Source organism: Pantoea sp. OVA07A (genome assembly GCF_019969975.1).
Lineage (GTDB): Bacteria > Pseudomonadota > Gammaproteobacteria > Enterobacterales > Enterobacteriaceae > Pantoea > Pantoea agglomerans.
This window is the reverse complement of the sequence record NZ_JAHXYM010000005.1, coordinates 1-16,586: the sequence shown is the minus strand read 5'-3', so window position 1 is coordinate 16,586 and position 16,586 is coordinate 1. Positions and strand designations below refer to the sequence as shown.

The window sequence follows — 16,586 nt, the reverse complement described above, 5'->3', positions numbered from 1 at the left end:
GACATAAACTCATCCGGGGAGAGTAAACTATGCTGCAACTTTCGATTGTGCATCGTCTGCCACAGCATTTTCGCTGGGCCAGCGATCACCACAGTGCTATCGAATCCGATGACACCACGCTGGACGAGCAGGATTTCGTTGCGCTGCGCTTGATCAGCCATGACGGCATTCCGGCGTGGGAGATCCTTCAGCAGCTAAAAGAGGTTCTGGCGGATATTCAGGTCGATTGTAAAGTGGCCGAGTGCGAAGGACAGCCCTGCCTGTTCATTCAGCGTCGTGACGAAAGCGCCACCAACTGCTGCCTGAAAAATCAGGGCGTAGCGATTGCCGAAACCTTTATCGCAGGTTGAGTTGCGCCGACTGCAGCAGCTCGCGGGTATACCCGGCCGCGGGTGAAGCAAACAACCTTTCACACTCTCCCTGTTCCACCACTTCTCCCTGACGTAGCACAATAAGCTGGTGGCACAGGGCGCGCACCACATCCAGATCGTGACTGATAAACAGATAGCTGAGCTGCCGCTGCTGCTGTAAGCGGCGCAACAGCGTCAGAATCTGCTTCTGCACCGTGCGATCCAGCGATGAGGTCGGTTCATCCAGCACCAGCAACTCCGGTTCCAGAATCAGTGCACGCGCAATGGCAATACGCTGTCGCTGACCGCCCGAAAATTCGGCCGGATAACGGTGGCGACTTTCCGCTTCAAGCCCCACCTCCGCCATCACCGCGATGACCCGCTGCTCCTGTTGCGCACGGCTAAGTTCGGGCTGATGCACCGCCAGGCCTTCCGCAATGATCTGCTGCACTGTCATACGCGGATTCAGTGAAGAGTTAGGATCCTGAAAAACCACCTGAATGCGCTGACGCAGCGGCAATAACTGACGACGTGACAGCTGATGCAGCGGCTGGCCGTCAAACCAGACTTCGCCGCGTGAGGCAATCAGCCGCAGCAGTGCCAGCCCGGTAGTGCTTTTACCTGATCCGGACTCGCCGACCAGCCCCAGACTTTCGCCGCGCCGCAGGCTAAAGCTCAGGCCGGAGAGCACCTGTTTTTCACCACTCTGCCGGCGGAACAGCCCGCGCCGCAGCGGAAAGCTGACCTGAAGATTATCGACCCGAAGAATGACCGGCGCGTCTGCGGGCAGCGGCAGCGCTTTTCCTTCCGGTTCGGCGGCCAGCAACTGCTGGCTGTAAGGGTGTTGCGGCTGATTCAGAAGGACCTGGCAGCGGTTCTGTTCGACGATGTGACCATTGCGCATCACGCTGACGTTATCCGCCAGCTGACGCACGATATTCAGGTTATGGGTGATAAACAGCATGCCCATATTCAGCTCCCGCTGCAGTTCACGGAGCAGCGTCAGGATTTGCGCCTGCACCGTCACATCCAGCGCGGTGGTTGGCTCATCGGCAATCAGCAGCTGAGGCTCGGTCAGCAGCGCCATGGCGATCATCACCCGCTGACGTTCCCCACCCGAGAGCTGGTGGGGGAAATCATTGAGCCGGGTGGCGGGCTGTCGTATTCCGACCCGATCAAGCACGCTGAGAATTTCACCGCGTGCCGCCAGACGACGCAACCCGCGATGCAGCGACAGCACTTCATACAGCTGCTTCTCCACGGTGTGCAGCGGATTAAGCGATACCATCGGCTCCTGAAAAATCATCGCGATCTGGTTGCCGCGAATCCCGCGCAGGCGCTGCTCGCGCGCGCGCAGCAGATCTTCACCGTTAAACAGAATCTCCCCGCTGGGATAAGCCACCGCAGCCTCATGCAGCAGTCGCATCACCGACAGTGCTGTGACGCTCTTACCGGAACCCGACTCGCCCACCAGCGCCAGCGTTTCGCCCGCGTCGATGCGCAGTGAAACGTCATTCACCACCTGGCGAAGCGTCTCGCCCTGACGAAAGGCGACCGAGAGATGATTGATGGCAAGCAATGGCGTGTTCATTCAGGCTCCTTTGCCCGGATCAAAAGCGTCGCGTACCGCTTCGCCAATAAAAATCAGCAGCGAAAGCAGGATCGCCAGGGTGAAAAAGCCCGCCAGGCCTAACCAGGGTGCCTGCAGGTTATTTTTGCCCTGCAGCAGTAACTCGCCCAGCGAGGGCGAACCCAGCGGCAGGCCAAAGCCGAGAAAGTCGAGTGAGGTCAGCGTGGTAATCGATCCGCACAGAATAAACGGCAGAAAGGTCAGGGTGGCGACCATGGCATTTGGCAGCATGTGGCGCAGCATAATCCGGCCGTCGCTGACCCCCAGCGCCTGCGCCGCACGGATGTAATCAAAGTTTCGGGTACGCAGAAACTCTGCCCGGACCACGCTGACCAGGCTCATCCAGCCGAAAGCCACGGTGACCAGCAGCAGCCACCAGAAACCCGGCTGGATCACGCTGGAGAGGAGAATCAGCAGAAACAGCGCAGGCATGCCGGACCAGACTTCAATCAGCCGCTGCCCAATCAGGTCAATCCTGCCGCCGAAATAGCCCTGCACCGCGCCGACTACAATCCCGATGACGCTGGAGAAGAGCGTCAGCATCAGTCCGAACAGCAGAGAAATGCGCGTGCCATAGAGCAGGCGTGCCATCACGTCGCCGCCGTTGGCATCCGTGCCGAGCCAGTTCTGCGCAGAGGGCGGAGAGGGGAAGGGCACTTCGGTAGCAAAATTGATGGTGCTGTCGCTGAAACGAATCGGTGCCCATATGGCCCAGCCATTCTGCTCAATGCGCTGCCGCAGCCAGGGATCCTGATAATCCGCCGCTGTCGCCAGTACGCCGCCATAGTCGGTTTCGCTGTAGTCAAACAGCAGCGGCACTGTCCAGCGCTGCTGGTAACGCACCAGCAGTGGCTTGTCATTGGCAATCAGTTCGGCACCCATCGACAGCAGAAAGATGATCAGAAAGATCCACAGCGACCAGTAGCCGCGCCGGTTATGACGAAAGCGCTGCCAGCGCTGTTGATTCAGCGGAGAGAGCGTCATGAGCGGCTCCCGAAATCGATGCGCGGATCGACCAGCGTATAGGTGAGATCACTGAGAATATTCATCAGCAAACCTATCAGCGTAAAAATATAGAGCGTGCCAAACATCACCGGATAGTCGCGTTGGAGAGTCGCATCATAGCCGAGCAGCCCGAGTCCGTTGAGCGAGAACATGACCTCGATCAGCACTGAACTGGTAAAGAACATGCTGATGAAGGTGGCGGGGAAGCTGGCGATCACCAGCAGCATCGCATTGCGAAACACATGGTGATAGAGAATACGGCGCTCCGGCACCCCTTTGGCGCGCGCAGTCACCACATAGAGCTTGCGGATCTCATCCAGAAACGCGTTTTTCGTCAGCATGGTCAGCGTGGCGAAGCCGCCGATCACTGTCGCCAGCACCGGCAGGGCGATATGCCAGAAGTAGTCCAGCACTTTGCCATACCAGGGCAGTGTGTCGTGCTGCGCAGAGGTGAGCCCGCGCAGCGGAAACCAGTCCAGATAGCTGCCTCCCGCAAACAGCACGATTAACATGATGCCAAACAGAAAAGCCGGGATGGAGTAGCCAATGATAATAAAAGCGCTGCTCCAGACATCAAAAGCGCTGCCATTGCGCACCGCTTTGCGGATCCCCAGCGGAATCGACACAAGGTAGAGGATCAGTGTGCTCCATAATCCCAGACTGATCGAAACCGGCAGGCTCTCTTTGATCAGCCCGATCACCGAGGCACTGCGAAACAGGCTGTCGCCAAAATCCAGACGCAGGTAATTCCACAGCATCTCGCCGTAACGCTGCCAGAGAGGTTTATCGAAACCATAACGCTGTTTAATCTCAGCAATCACTTCGGGATCCAGCCCGCGTGCGCCACGATACTGATTATCGGCCGGATTGAGATGACTGACGCTGGCGCGTGAACCGGCGCTGTCTGCGCCACTGCCGGGCAGACCGGTTGTCTGACCAAACTGAATGTTAGCCAGCGCCTGATCGACCGGTCCGCCGGGCGCGATTTGCACGATAAAAAAATTAAGCGTGATGATCGCCCATAACGTTGGGATGATCAGCAGCAATCTGCGCAGAAAGTAAGCGGCCAACGGTGATCTCCTTAGCGTTTGCTGGCCGGCAGGCGTCCGGCTTTGTTTGTGTCGTACCACCAGTTTTCCAGTCCGACGCTGTAGGCTGGCTTGCGGGCAGGGTGAGAAAACTTATCCCAGTACGCCAGCCGCTGCTCTGCGTTGTACCACATCGGGATCATATACGCATTCCACAGCAGCACCCGGTCCAGCGCCTGGGCCAGCGGCCGCAGCGCGGCGGGATCACCCTGATGCGCCACAATCTGTTTCACGAAATGATCGACTAAAGGCTCTTTGACCCGCGCGGTATTCCACGACGAGGCGATAAAGTCAGACTGCCACAGGCTCTGCAGACTGGAGGTCGGGATCGGCATTGCCCCATAGACCGTGGCAATCATGTCATAGTCGCCTTCGCGCCAGCGCCGCAGATACTGCGAGTTGTCGATCTGCCGCAGGTTCAGCGTAATGCCAAGCCGGGAAAGATTGTGCTGGAATGGTAACGCCCAGTCGGTATTGGTGCCACCGCGCAGCAGGAGTTCAATGGTAAACGGCTGACCAGTTTTATCATTGACCAGACGGCGATTTTTTATCTGCCAGCCCGCCTGTTTCAGCAGGTCAGACGCTTTTAACAGGCTGGCGCGGTCATAGCCGCTGCCGTCGGTTTTATGTGGCTGATAAGGCTGGCTGAACAGCTCAGGTGGCAGTTGCGCGCGCCAGGGTTCAAGCAGGGCCTGCTGCTGTGCATCCGGCACGCCGCTGGCCGCATACGCCGTGTTCTGGAAATAGCTGCTGGCGCGCTGCCAGGCACCGTAATAGAGCGCCTTGTTCATCCACTCGAAATCGAACATCAGTGACAGCGCCTGACGCACGCGGCGATCCTGGAACAGCGGTTTTTCATTGTTGAATGCCAGCCAGCGGGTATCGATAGCGGCATCGTTAGGCGTGGTCTCTTTAACGATGCTGCCATCGTCAAAATTGCGGCCGCGATACTGGGTAGCCCATTTCTTTGCCGATGTCTCTTCACGCAGATCGTAAGCACCCGCCTTGAAGGCTTCAAATGCCACATTGTCATCCAGATAGTAGTCATAGCGCATTCGATCAAAATTAAAGCGTCCGCGATTGACCAGCAGATCAGCGGCCCAGTAATCTTTTACCCGGCTGAACTCAATAAACTGTCCCAGCTTCCAGCGAGTGATGCGATAGGGTCCGCTCGACAAGGGTGGCTCGCTTAACGGCTCATTAAACTTCTTATCGCGCCAGAACGACTCTGCGATAACCGGCAGCGTCAGTAAGCCAAGCAGCAGATCTTTATCCGGCTTCTGTGCCTCGATGCGCACAGTGAGATCGTTCAGCGCTTTAACGGTCACGCCACGGTAGGCGACGCGAAATTGAGGCACGCCCTCGGTCATGAATTTCTGATAGGTGAACGCCACGTCGCGGGCGGTGATGGGTGTGCCATTCTGAAAACGGGCGCGGGGATTAAGGCGGATCTCAATCCACGTAAAATCGCTGGCGTAGCGCGCTGACTCGGCAATCAGCGGATAATAACTGCCAGGCTCATCGTCTGAGCTGGTGTAAAGCCCATCATAAAGCGTGCCGGTGTTAATGCCCGGATTACCGCGTGAAGCGTAGCGGTTGAAGTTGTCGTAAGTGCCCACCACCGCCATGGTGATACTGCCGCCTTTGGGGGCGCGGGGATCGGCGTAGTCGTAATGGCTGAAGCCAGGCGGATATTTCGCTTCACCGGCCTGGGTGAACACGTAGCTTTGCTGGACAGAGGCTGCCAGCAGCGGGGCGCTGAGCAGGCTGCACAGCAGCAGAAGTCCGGAACGAAACAGCATGCACTCTCCTGTCAGATGTCTGGCGCGATTCGGGCCAGGTAGTGTCAGGCGTTATGACGCCGGAAATAGTCTATCAGCGTTTCCGGCCGCAGCGGACGGCTAAAGATGTAACCCTGCAGATGGGTCACACCGCGGTTAATCAGCCAGGCAGCCTGCTCGCCGGTTTCTACCCCTTCGGCCACACTTTTCAGGTTCAGCTTCTTCGCCAGCTGCAGCACGGTATCGAGCACCGGCGAGGTCAGGCTATCCGTACCGATGCTCTGAACAAAGCCGCGATCAATTTTCAGATAATCAAAGTCATAACGTTCCAGATAGATCAGCGCGCTGTGACCGGTACCGAAATCATCAATGGCGATATGGATCTGCTGCTGATGCAGCCAGTCAAACAGTTCTCCAACGTTTTCGTCGCGCACCATGGCTCGCTCGGTGATCTCAAACACGTAAGTAAAGTGGTCCGCAGGCATGGTATCAAGCCAGCGCAGCACATCCTGACGGAAACCGCTGTCAGCCAGATGCAGGGGCGAAATGTTGAGGCTGAGGCAGGCATGACGGGGAATGGTATGACACAGCAGGTGGGCATCACGGGAAACCAGCTGAAACAGATGTCGGGTCAGGGGAATAATCAGGTTCTGCGCCTCGGCATAGTGAATAAACACATCGGGCGGAATCGGGCCTTTCGTCGGGTGGGTCCAGCGCAGTAACGCTTCCATCCCATACGGCTGACCATCATGGGAGGTGACCAGCGGCTGATATTCGACGTGAAATTCACCGCGCTTCATGCCCCGAATCAGCTCTTTACCAGGGCGCTGATAAACCGACAACAGCAGCCAGCAAGCGCCTGAAACCAGCAGCGACAGTAGCAGACAACTCAGCAGGATATTCTGATAATCGCTGAACGCCAGAGTGGAACCGTACAACACAAACTGCAGCGGATAGCCTGTCAGCGCCTGCCGGTGCAGCGGTGTCGGCAGGTTTTTATTCTGCATGACGACGGACTGCCAGCTGGTTAAGGCGCTGCGTTGTGCCACCAGTGCTATACCGGTAATTTCCGGATGCCCGGACGCCAGCAGCTGATAGGGTGCCAGTGTAATATTCAGCGTCGCGAAAACGCCTGACTGCACGCTGCCGGGATTTTTGATCCACAACGCCAGCGCCGGTTTATTGGGCTGCAACGGCGTGCCCGGCATCAGCTGCAGATCGATATCACGCGAAATATCACTCAGGGGCGCAATCACATTGAGCGGCAGATTAAAACTGCCGGTGGCCGAGGAGCAAAAGGCATTACCTTCTTTAACCAGCAGGATGGCACGAAGATTTCCGGCAAAGGCGGCGCGTGAGGTGAGTTCACGATTGATGGTATTGCAGGCAGTGTGGGTAAACGGAATCAGGGGACTGAGAGTACTGTTAATCAGGCTGGAGAGCGTTTGCTGCAATGCCGTGCGGCTGTTCTCCAGCAGTTGCTGATGCTGTCGTTCGCGCTTCTGCCAGGTCTGGTGAAGCGAGAGTGCAGCAAATAACAGAAAGAATAGGCCGCCAGCCATCGCACTACTCCATGCGATACGGCGAGGATAGGTGGCATGGCGCCGTAGCGCCCCCGACAGTGGCATGAGGAGCTTCCCCTAATCAAATTATTATTATGTTATTGCGCACGACGGCTTCGGTTTAAGCGACCGAGAATATAACGAGACGGCGGGAAATGTCTTGCTATTAATCTGAATCAGAATGCTTTTATCTTATATAACTGCTGGTAAAAATGATTAAAGGCGAAAAAAAACGCTGCATAAGCAGCGTTTCATGTTCTCTGGCTGAGAGAAGATCGAAAGTGGTTATCAGGTCGGGTTACGACTTAATACACGGCGTCCTTCACGGTAGCGCTTTTTCCAGTAATCATCATTCAGACTGGAGATCATCACGCCACTGCTGGTCGAGGCATGAACGAAGTTATCGTTGCCAAGATAGATGCCAACGTGACGGCCCGTAGAGCCTGCACGGAACATCACCAGATCGCCGGGACGCAGTTTACTGCGGGTAATCTCTTTACCGGTGTCCTGCTGCTGAGAGGTAGAACGCGGTAATTCTAAGCCAAACTGATCGCGGAAGGTGCGTTGTACAAAGGCGGAACAATCGATCCCGCGTTTAGTATCGCCACCGAGGCGATAGCGCACACCTTTCCAGACGGCGTATTGTTCCATGATGCGCGACTTAACGTCGACATTACGCACCATTTCTTCAAACTCATCCTGAGACGCCTGAAGTAAAAAACCATTGTGGTTGTTAACTTCATGATTCTCGTTATTCGCGTTTTGACTGCTATGGGTACTGCTACAAGCTGAGAGGAGTGTTGCCAGCGCCACTGCGGGCACGATCCGCAAGATATATCTCAGTATTGGTTGAGACTTGACCATTATTCGGGTTTTCCTTCGATTTCCTTACGACAAGATTGTCGCCAGCCAGATGACAAAACAGGGAGATTAATAAGCGAAACAGACTAAGACAAATCCTTAATTACTAAAATGTGTTAATGGACACATTTTAACGGTAAAAAATCCGAATTTTCTGCCGCTTTTGCCTCACTGCGACTGAGGTTAACTGATTACAGACGCCGTGGCGAGTGCTTTTAATCAATTTCATATAGGTTTTTTTGATGTGAAATCAAACCGTAACACACTGACTACTTTAGCTACAATTGTGGTCAAATGATGGTGAGAACAGGGAGTTAAAGGGGGGCTAATTCGGGGCATAGCCGCTATTTTTAGAGTTTTCTTTATTGACAGAGGATATTGGCGACTATTTGACCTGCCAGCAGGGTCATAACCTTTTCTTTTCGTGAATTTAATTAGCAGGCTAATAGTGGTGAGGTGTTTTTTATAAGCGCGGGCGGTTCAAACCAGGGGTTTAAATCGTCCGCGCTTAACATTTACGTCACGGGCTTATATTTACCCGGCAATTTGCGATAAAACCAGTTAACCAATACGTCACTGGCTGGCGTTAATAGCCACCAGCTCAGACCCACTAATACCACCGACATTGAACCGACGGCAACATCGGTAAACCAGTGCGCACCGGCCATGATGCGTGGCAGTGAAAATATCACCACAATAGCCGTGGCAATTAAAAAGCGGCTGAAACCAAAGTAACGCCAGATAAAGCAGGCGAAAATGATCAGCATCATACCGTGGTCGCCGGGGAAGCTATCTTTTGAAGCATCTTTAGCGGGAATACCGGTCAGTTCACTGACGCGATGCACGTTTTCGAAGAACAGTGTCGGACTGGAGTGTTTAACCGGCAATAAATGGCCCAGCTGATTGAGAACGACGGCGGTCAGCAGCATGGTGATGCCGATTGCCAGCATCCGGCGCTGCGCCTGTGGCGTTTCACGCCGCCAGATCGACAGGTAAAGCAGACCCATCGCCAGCAATGACACCGCATCAAAACCACGGTAATTCGTGATAGCGACGATCAGCGCGAACAGCGGATGGGTCACCATCTGGCTATTGAAGCCAAAGAAAATAGATTTATCGACGCCGAACCAGAAGCCATGTTCCGGGGGCAGATACCATGACAGAAATAGCACCACGCCCAGTGCATTAAGCAGCAGGATAGTAATAAGGCGAGTTACGCGCATAGTTAAACTCATTATTATTAAAAATAACCGCCGACAATACCTCTGTCAGCGTAAACGGCACTTCAACAATGCCGATTGTAGTCGATTCCAGTCAGCCTGTTGAGAATGAATGATCTCAATGCGGCTATCGGATGGCGGTGAGGGGAGTGTTTCACTCTGCAGCTCATTTGCCTGGCGATTGATACGCAGAGCGCCTTCTTTCGTGCGCATCACTCCTTTAACGCGATCTACCGGCGCCTGCCGAACCCATTCCAGCAGCGTGCCGCTGTCGAACAGCGTATCACCATCAAACAGCCAGCCGCAGGCGCTATAGCCCTGTCCGTGGTTCAGCGCCCGACGCCAGCGCGCCTCGCCATTCAGTCGCAACGCCGCCAGACCGCTGGTGGGACCCGACGAATGATGATGCTGCGGCACGGGAAGCTCGCGCGGCTGCCGGGGTGTATCCAGCAGGGAAAGGGGGATCTGACCAAATTCTGTCTCTATCAGAGGGCGCGCAGGCTGCATCTGCTGCTGCCAGTCAGCCAGGCGCTGACGATCCGCCTGATCCCAGCAGTCGCGCTTATTAGCGATAATAAGGTCGGCGGCAGCCAGCTGATCGCGGAAGTTTTCATTGGCAACGATACGAGGATTGGCCAGCTGACGCGCATCCAGCAGCGTTAGTGTGGCATTCAGTTGCAGCCACGACTGATAGACGGGCGCACTCAACATCTCCAGCACCTGACGAGGATGGCCCAGGCCGGTTGGCTCGATCAGCAGCCGATCGGGTTTACTCTTCAGCAGCATATTCAGCCCGACCTGCATCGGCAGGCCATTAACACAGCACAGGCAGCCGCCGGGGATCTCTTTCAGCGTGGCACCGCGATCGGCCAGCAGGGCGCCGTCGATCCCGATCTCGCCAAATTCATTAACCAGCACCGCCCAGTTTTCCCCGGACGGCCTGGCAGCCAGCAGATGGCAGAGCAGCGTGGTTTTGCCGCTGCCCAAAAAACCAGTAATCAGATTAACGCGTGTCATGGGAGTGACTCCTGCCGGGGGATAACGTGATAATGTAATAATATAACACTATCACGATCGGCAGCAGGCTTCTGATTTAGTCTGCGCGGCCCATATAGCGGCGTTCAGCAATGTGGATGCGGATGCGGTCACCGTTGCTGAGGTATTCCGGTACCTGGATCGAGAGGCCTGTACTCATACCGGCGGGTTTGGTACGGGCGCTGGCGGAAGCACCTTTAATGCCTGGTGAGGTATCAACAATCTCCATATCCACGGTTTGTGGCAGTTCCAGCGCCAGCACCTGACCTTCCATCGTCAGCACGTGAATGCCAGGGATACCGCCTTCAGGGATAAACAGCAGCTCTTCTTCAATCTGCTCCTGTTTAAAGGAGTAGGGGGTATAATCCTCATCATCCATAAAAATATATTCGTCACCATCTATATAAGAGAAGGTCACGCTGCGACGGCTGAGCGAAATTGCATCAATAATCTCGTCGCCTTTAAAGCGCTCTTCCACTTTTAAACCGGTGCGAACATCGGTAAAGCGCATTTTATACAGGGTGGCGGCACCGCGTGCGCTGGGGCTCTGGACATCAATATCTTTAACCAGCAGCAGTTTACCGTTGTGCGTGACGGCCATCCCTTTTTTGATTTCATTGGCTTTTGGCATTGCTGTTCTCGCTATCTTGAAAGTGAAGTGCGCGCAACGTTACTCGCGCCGATGAAAACTGGCAATATCACCGGCGTGAAATTTTGTCTCAGGCCGCGGCTTTCATGGCAATTGCCGCCCCGGACTGCTATTGTCGCCGCGACTTTCTCTGCCTGATCACAGCATGCAATGCCGTAGCCAGGGCGGTGCCTGTTGTACAGCGCCCTCTATCTTTTCACCGATTTCTGGCATGGGTGACAGTGAACGATTTAAGCAGGAAGTTAAGAGCTGAAGGGTGTGGTGTCGCTCCCTCTGAGGTTCTGTTACTGTCTGTTGTATCCTGAAGGTCGCGTAAGAGGTGTTAATGCAGTGTCGTATTGATTGTGGAGCCTGCTGCATCGCGCCGTCAATCTCCAGCCCCATCCCCGGAATGCCGCAGGGTAAACCCGCGAATGTCCGATGCATTCAGTTATCGGATGAAAATTTGTGCATGATTTTCGGTTCAGATTTAAGGCCGAAAGTATGCGGAAGTCTGCAACCTTCAGTTGATATGTGTCTTACAGACCGTACATCAGCCATGACCTACCTGATTGAGCTTGAAGCCAGCACTCGTGCCTGAGAACCCTCCCACCGCTTAGATTTAATCCCGCGTCAGCGGTTAGCTGACCCACTCTTCCAGCTGCAATCCGGGTACCCGTTCAAACTCGCGTGTGTTATTGGTCACCAGAATAGCCCTGGCCGCAATGGCATGCCCGGCAATCGCGGTGTCGTTGGGACCAATGGGCGTTCTGGCAGCAGCCAGCGCCGCTTTGATTTCAGTAGTTGCATCTACCGCTGCGCGATCCCATGAAAGCACAGCATCAAGACGTGCGCAGAATGCATCTACCAATTGCAAACGTATCTGCTGCAAACCGAAGCGGATACCGCGCCATCAGGCGCTGACGCTGCTGAAGTTTTTCGGTCCACCCATTCTCACTTTACAGCAGCAGCGTCAGCCTGTTCGTCCGCTAATCCGCTAAACCTGCCCGAAATGTGCGTAACGTCAAAAATCTGCTACGCCGTTTGCGCATTTTCTTGCCTGGTGAAAGCGGCTGTACCACAATCCCTGAAACGTTTCAGCGGTGACTGCGCCACCTGTTTTCCTCAGCATGGCGTAAAAACTTTCACACTAGCTGAAACGATTCAATCTCAGCAAGCGAGGAGAATTATGTTCCAGCTCGAATTGCAGGCCATCCATACCGGAGCCAGCGCCCAGAATAAAGAAGAGGCCATTCGTCAGGTTGCTGCCGCGTTAACCGCGGCGGGCAATGTGACCGAAGGGTACGTCAACGGCATGCTGGCGCGCGAACAGCAGACCTCAACCTTTCTTGGCAACGGCATCGCAATCCCTCATGGCACCACCGATACCCGCGATCTGGTGCTGAAAACCGGCGTTCAGGTATTCCAGTTTCCGCAGGGCATCGCCTGGGGTGACGATCAGACAGCCTATGTTGCCATCGGGATTGCCGCTAAGTCGGATGAACATCTGGCGCTGCTGCGTCAGCTGACCCATGTGCTGAGCGATGACACCATTGCAGAACAGCTAAAAACCGCCTCTGCTGAAGATCTTCGTGCGTTGCTGATGGGCGAGAAACAAGCCGCTGAATTCAGCTTCGACACCTCATTAATCACGCTCAACGTGGCTGCCAGTGATCTGATCACCTTACAGGCGATGAACGCCGGTCGGCTGCAGTCCGCTGGTGTGGTGGATGCCAGCTACGTCGCGGACGTGGTTTCAACGCCTCCGCTGAATCTGGGGCAGGGTATCTGGCTCAGCGACAGCAGCCTCGGCAACCTGCGCAGCGGCGTGGCTATCAGCCGCGCTGAACATGCCTTCGACCATCAGGGCGAATCGGCTGCGATGTTAATCAGCGTTTCGGCGACCGATGAACGTCCGCTGGAAGTGCTGTGTTACCTCAGCGCATTGCTGCAGCAGGGCAAAGCGGATCGTCTGTTGAAAGCGGATGCTGCAGGCGTTTACGCACTGCTCACCAGCGAAGTCGATGAGCAGGCTGACGTGCTGACGGCTGAATTTACCATTCGCAACGAACACGGCCTGCACGCCCGTCCGGGCACGGCGCTGGTCAGCGTGATCAAGCAGTTCAACAGCGACATTACCGTGACCAATCTCGACGGCAGCGGCAAACCCGCTAATGGCCGTAGCCTGATGAAAGTGGTTGCGCTGGGCGTGAAGAAAGGCCATCGCCTGCGCTTCACCGCCAGCGGTGAAGATGCACAGCAGGCGCTGAACGCGATTGAAGAAGCGATCACCAGTGGTCTGGGTGAGGGGGCATCATGAGCAGACGCGTCGCCACCATTACGCTGAACCCGGCGTATGACCTGGTGGGTTATACCCCTGAAATTGAACGTGGCGAAGTTAACCTGGTGAAAACCACCGGGCTGCATGCTGCGGGCAAGGGCATCAACGTAGCCAAAGTACTTAAGGATCTGGGTATCGATGTCACCGTCGGTGGCTTCATGGGGAAAGAGAATCAGGACGGTTTCCAGCAGTTGTTCAGTGAGCTGGGCATAGCCAACCGTTTCCATGTCGTGCCTGGCCGTACCCGTATCAACGTTAAACTCACTGAACAGACCGGTGACGTCACCGATCTGAATTTCTCCGGTTTTCAGGTGACGGCGCAGGACTGGGATCGTTTTACTACCGATTCTCTGACCTGGCTGGGCCAGTTCGATATGGTCTGCGTCAGCGGTAGCCTGCCTGAGGGCGTCGACCACGATGCCTTTACCCGCTGGATGACCGAACTTCGCACCCACTGCCCATGCATCATCTTTGACAGCAGCCGCGAGGCGCTGGTGGCAGGACTGAAGGCGGCACCGTGGCTGGTTAAACCTAACCGACGTGAGCTGGAAATCTGGGCCGGTCGCAAACTGCCAACCCTGCAGGATGTGATTGGCGCTGCGCACGAACTGCGCGAGCAGGGTATCGCCCATGTGGTGATTTCGCTGGGCGCAGAAGGTGCTCTGTGGGTCAACGCTTCTGGCGAATGGATCGCTAAACCGCCGGTGTGCGAAGTGGTCAGCACCGTGGGTGCAGGCGACTCAATGGTTGGTGGCCTGATTTATGGCCTGCTGATGCGCGAATCCAGCGAACACACGCTGCGTCTTGCGACTGCCGTGGCGGCGATGGCCGTCAGCCAGAGCAATGTTGGCGTTTCCGATCGTACTCAGTTGGCCGCAATGATGGCGCGCGTCGACTTACAACCCGTTAACTGACAGCAGGAGAGCGATAATGAAAACGCTGCTGATTAAAGACCCTACACTGGGACTGGCTTCCGCATATATGGCACAACAGCGTCTGGCGGCTGCCGCCGCTGCGGCGGGCCTGACCCTGACTGATAATCCTGCCGACGCTGAGCTGGCGATTGTGCTGGGCAAAAACGTGCCGGACGATGCGGCGCTGAACGGCAAAGCGGTCTGGCTGGGCGATATCCAGCTGGCAGTACGTGAGCCAGAAACCTTCCTGAACCGCGCGAAAGCAGAAGCGAAAACCTGGCAGGCACCGGCTGCGGTAGCAACACCTGAAGCAGGCGCACCTGCTGCACCGGCTCAGGCTGGCGCGCAGAAACGCGTCGTCGCGGTTACCGCCTGTCCGACCGGCGTGGCGCACACCTTTATGGCTGCCGAGGCCATTCAGGCTGAAGCGACCCGTCGCGGCTGGTGGGTGAAAGTTGAAACCCGTGGTTCAGTGGGTGCCGGTAATGCGATCACTCCGGAAGAAGTCGCTGCCGCCGATCTGGTGATCGTCGCAGCTGATATCGAAGTCGACCTGGCGAAATTTGCCGGTAAGCCGATGTACCGTACCTCAACCGGTCTGGCGCTGAAGAAAACCGCGCAGGAGCTGGATAAAGCGGTAGCAGAAGCGAAGCCGTATAAAGCGGCGGCTGGCGGACAGAACAATAGCAGTGAAGAAGAGAAGAAAGGCGGAGCAGGGGCTTATCGTCACCTGCTGACCGGTGTTTCTTACATGCTGCCGATGGTGGTCGCAGGTGGTCTGAGCATCGCGCTGTCGTTTGCCTTTGGTATCACGGCGTTTAAAGAGCAGGGCACGCTGGCTGCGGCGCTGATGCAAATTGGTGGTGGCAGCGCCTTTGCCCTGATGGTGCCGGTGCTGGCGGGCTTTATCGCCTTCTCCATCGCTGATCGTCCGGGTCTGACGCCGGGTCTGATTGGCGGTATGATCGCCACCAGCATTAACGCAGGTTTCTTAGGCGGTATTATCGCGGGCTTTATTGCCGGTTATGCGGCGAAGCTGATCAGCGGCAAAGTTAAACTGCCGCAGAGTATGGAAGCGCTGAAACCGATACTGATTATTCCCCTGTTCGCCAGTCTGATCACCGGTCTGCTGATGATCTACGTAGTGGGTAAACCGGTTGCTGGCATCATGAACGGCCTGACGCACTGGCTGGCCAACATGGGAACGGCGAATGCGGTCCTGCTGGGTGCCATTCTGGGCGGCATGATGTGTACCGATATGGGCGGTCCGGTAAACAAAGTGGCTTACGCGTTTGGCGTCGGGTTACTGAGTTCGCAGACCTATGCGCCAATGGCAGCCATTATGGCAGCCGGTATGGTGCCACCGCTGGCGATGGGGCTGGCGACGCTGGTTGCCCGTCGTAAATTCAATAAAGGTCAGCAGGAAGGTGGTAAAGCAGCACTGGTTCTGGGTCTCTGCTTTATCTCTGAAGGCGCGATTCCGTTCGCTGCCCGTGACCCGATGCGCGTTCTGCCTTGCTGTATCGTTGGCGGTGCAACCACCGGCGCGATCTCCATGGCGATTGGCGCAAAACTGATGGCTCCGCACGGTGGACTGTTCGTGCTGCTGATCCCTGGCGCGATTACCCCGGTTATCGGCTATCTGATGGCGATTATCATCGGCACCGCGATTGCGGGTCTGAGCTATGCGGTACTGAAACGTCCGGAAGAGCAGCTGGCGAAAGCCTGATTTGCAGAAGTGCATAATCTGCTGAAGTGAAAATAACAGGGAGCCGGATGGCTCCCTGTTTGCTTTTACAGACGGTTCCCGAAGTCAAAGCGACGGGAGCATACGACTGGAGTAAAGCATCGCGGGCCATGGACAAAAAGCCGGGAGCGTTTTTGAACAACGCAAAGCGTTGGCCCGGCTGCGGGCGCACCTCAGGGATGAGGTGCGTAATCGCCCGCGCTGCGCCTGCCAGGGATGGCGTTTTTTTGCGTCTTTACGGAAGGCGTATGCTCCCTGAGCCAGCGTTCTCTCTAAACGAAAAGGGAGCATGCCAGCCAGTTAAGCGACAGGTGATAACGCAGTCTGGTGCCGCTCAGGGGCTGGCGGTCCTCGCGCCGCTGCGCGGTTCCTTCACTTCATTCGCCTGCCTGACGGACCGCCGGGGATGGCACATCCTGTGCCG

14 protein-coding genes and 1 pseudogene are annotated in these 16,586 nt (G+C 56.0%); 5 read left to right on the top strand and 10 right to left on the bottom strand.

Annotation, left to right across the window (positions count from 1 at the left end; translation table 11 throughout):
- Nucleotides 1-29 precede the first annotated feature (29 nt).
- Nucleotides 30-350: a hypothetical protein gene (locus tag LC417_RS16000; RefSeq protein WP_010248336.1), complete on the top strand. Its 321-nt coding sequence runs from the start codon at nt 30-32 to the stop codon at nt 348-350.
- Here the strand turns inward: LC417_RS16000 and yejF are convergent.
- The 9 genes from yejF to yeiP form a co-directional block, all read right to left on the bottom strand.
- The gene (gene yejF / locus LC417_RS15995) at nt 337-1,941 is read right to left on the bottom strand and encodes a microcin C ABC transporter ATP-binding protein YejF (RefSeq protein WP_223566136.1); all 1,605 of its coding nucleotides are present in this window, start codon (nt 1,939-1,941) and stop codon (nt 337-339) included. The two genes, LC417_RS16000 and yejF, sit on opposite strands and share 14 nt — an antisense overlap.
- The gene (locus tag LC417_RS15990) at nt 1,942-2,964 is read right to left on the bottom strand and encodes an ABC transporter permease (RefSeq protein WP_010248329.1); all 1,023 of its coding nucleotides are present in this window, start codon (nt 2,962-2,964) and stop codon (nt 1,942-1,944) included.
- Nucleotides 2,961-4,055: a microcin C ABC transporter permease YejB gene (locus LC417_RS15985; protein ID WP_223566135.1), complete on the bottom strand. Its 1,095-nt coding sequence runs from the start codon at nt 4,053-4,055 to the stop codon at nt 2,961-2,963. The genes LC417_RS15990 and LC417_RS15985 overlap by 4 nt, the downstream gene beginning before the upstream one ends.
- 11 nt (nt 4,056-4,066) lie before the next feature.
- On the bottom strand, nt 4,067-5,875 hold the full coding sequence (locus LC417_RS15980; protein WP_223566134.1) for an extracellular solute-binding protein: 1,809 nt from the start codon (nt 5,873-5,875) through the stop codon (nt 4,067-4,069).
- 44 nt (nt 5,876-5,919) lie between these two features.
- Nucleotides 5,920-7,482, bottom strand: a complete 1,563-nt coding sequence (locus LC417_RS15975) for a cyclic di-GMP phosphodiesterase (RefSeq protein WP_223566133.1) — start codon at nt 7,480-7,482, stop codon at nt 5,920-5,922.
- Between the two features lie 222 nt (nt 7,483-7,704).
- Nucleotides 7,705-8,280 carry a bifunctional murein DD-endopeptidase/murein LD-carboxypeptidase gene (mepS, locus tag LC417_RS15970; protein WP_010248316.1) on the bottom strand — a complete coding sequence of 192 codons (576 nt, stop codon included), beginning with the start codon at nt 8,278-8,280 and terminating at the stop codon, nt 7,705-7,707.
- A gap of 512 nt (nt 8,281-8,792) precedes the next feature.
- Nucleotides 8,793-9,500, bottom strand: coding sequence for a phosphatase PAP2 family protein (locus tag LC417_RS15965; RefSeq protein ID WP_010671014.1), 708 nt, complete (start codon nt 9,498-9,500; stop codon nt 8,793-8,795).
- Nucleotides 9,501-9,545: 45 nt separating this feature from the next.
- Nucleotides 9,546-10,514, bottom strand: coding sequence for a GTP-binding protein (locus LC417_RS15960; RefSeq protein WP_223566132.1), 969 nt, complete (start codon nt 10,512-10,514; stop codon nt 9,546-9,548).
- A 76-nt stretch (nt 10,515-10,590) separates the two neighbouring features.
- Entirely contained in the window at nt 10,591-11,163 is a 573-nt protein-coding gene (gene yeiP / locus LC417_RS15955) for an elongation factor P-like protein YeiP (RefSeq protein WP_003854146.1), read from the bottom strand.
- Between the two features lie 343 nt (nt 11,164-11,506).
- Between yeiP and LC417_RS15950 the strand changes: the two genes are divergently transcribed.
- Complete coding sequence (locus LC417_RS15950) at nt 11,507-11,761, top strand: YkgJ family cysteine cluster protein (RefSeq protein WP_031292689.1); 255 nt, start codon at nt 11,507-11,509, stop codon at nt 11,759-11,761.
- A gap of 39 nt (nt 11,762-11,800) precedes the next feature.
- Here LC417_RS15950 and LC417_RS15945 read toward each other — a convergent pair.
- A pseudogene (locus LC417_RS15945) lies at nt 11,801-12,037 on the bottom strand (type II toxin-antitoxin system VapC family toxin); the annotation flags it as partial.
- A 312-nt stretch (nt 12,038-12,349) separates the two neighbouring features.
- Between LC417_RS15945 and fruB the strand changes: the two are divergent.
- The 3 genes from fruB to fruA are packed head-to-tail and all read left to right on the top strand — an operon-like array spanning nt 12,350 to nt 16,144.
- A complete protein-coding gene (gene fruB, locus LC417_RS15940; RefSeq protein ID WP_089413992.1) occupies nt 12,350-13,480 on the top strand; it encodes a fused PTS fructose transporter subunit IIA/HPr protein in 1,131 nt (376 codons plus the stop codon).
- Nucleotides 13,477-14,415 (top strand): 1-phosphofructokinase, encoded by a 939-nt coding sequence (gene fruK / locus LC417_RS15935; RefSeq protein ID WP_010248301.1) that lies wholly within the window; start codon nt 13,477-13,479, stop codon nt 14,413-14,415. Before fruB ends, fruK begins: the two co-directional genes overlap by 4 nt.
- Before the next feature lie 16 nt (nt 14,416-14,431).
- Entirely contained in the window at nt 14,432-16,144 is a 1,713-nt protein-coding gene (gene fruA / locus LC417_RS15930; RefSeq protein WP_159226595.1) for a PTS fructose transporter subunit IIBC, read from the top strand.
- The last annotated feature ends 442 nt before the right edge of the window (nt 16,145-16,586 follow it).

What these genes read in the sequence shown, in the direction of transcription:
- LC417_RS15990 (WP_010248329.1), bottom strand. Translation starts at nt 2,964, where the DNA reads ATGACGCTCTCTCCGCTGAATCAACAGCGCTGGCAGCGCTTTCGTCAT.
- LC417_RS15965 (WP_010671014.1), bottom strand. Translation starts at nt 9,500, where the DNA reads ATGCGCGTAACTCGCCTTATTACTATCCTGCTGCTTAATGCACTGGGC.
- fruK (WP_010248301.1), top strand. Translation starts at nt 13,477, where the DNA reads ATGAGCAGACGCGTCGCCACCATTACGCTGAACCCGGCGTATGACCTG.
- yejF (WP_223566136.1), bottom strand. Translation starts at nt 1,941, where the DNA reads ATGAACACGCCATTGCTTGCCATCAATCATCTCTCGGTCGCCTTTCGT.
- fruB (WP_089413992.1), top strand. Translation starts at nt 12,350, where the DNA reads ATGTTCCAGCTCGAATTGCAGGCCATCCATACCGGAGCCAGCGCCCAG.
- yeiP (WP_003854146.1), bottom strand. Translation starts at nt 11,163, where the DNA reads ATGCCAAAAGCCAATGAAATCAAAAAAGGGATGGCCGTCACGCACAAC.
- fruA (WP_159226595.1), top strand. Translation starts at nt 14,432, where the DNA reads ATGAAAACGCTGCTGATTAAAGACCCTACACTGGGACTGGCTTCCGCA.
- LC417_RS15950 (WP_031292689.1), top strand. Translation starts at nt 11,507, where the DNA reads ATGCAGTGTCGTATTGATTGTGGAGCCTGCTGCATCGCGCCGTCAATC.
- LC417_RS15960 (WP_223566132.1), bottom strand. Translation starts at nt 10,514, where the DNA reads ATGACACGCGTTAATCTGATTACTGGTTTTTTGGGCAGCGGCAAAACC.
- LC417_RS16000 (WP_010248336.1), top strand. Translation starts at nt 30, where the DNA reads ATGCTGCAACTTTCGATTGTGCATCGTCTGCCACAGCATTTTCGCTGG.
- LC417_RS15975 (WP_223566133.1), bottom strand. Translation starts at nt 7,482, where the DNA reads ATGCCACTGTCGGGGGCGCTACGGCGCCATGCCACCTATCCTCGCCGT.
- LC417_RS15980 (WP_223566134.1), bottom strand. Translation starts at nt 5,875, where the DNA reads ATGCTGTTTCGTTCCGGACTTCTGCTGCTGTGCAGCCTGCTCAGCGCC.
- mepS (WP_010248316.1), bottom strand. Translation starts at nt 8,280, where the DNA reads ATGGTCAAGTCTCAACCAATACTGAGATATATCTTGCGGATCGTGCCC.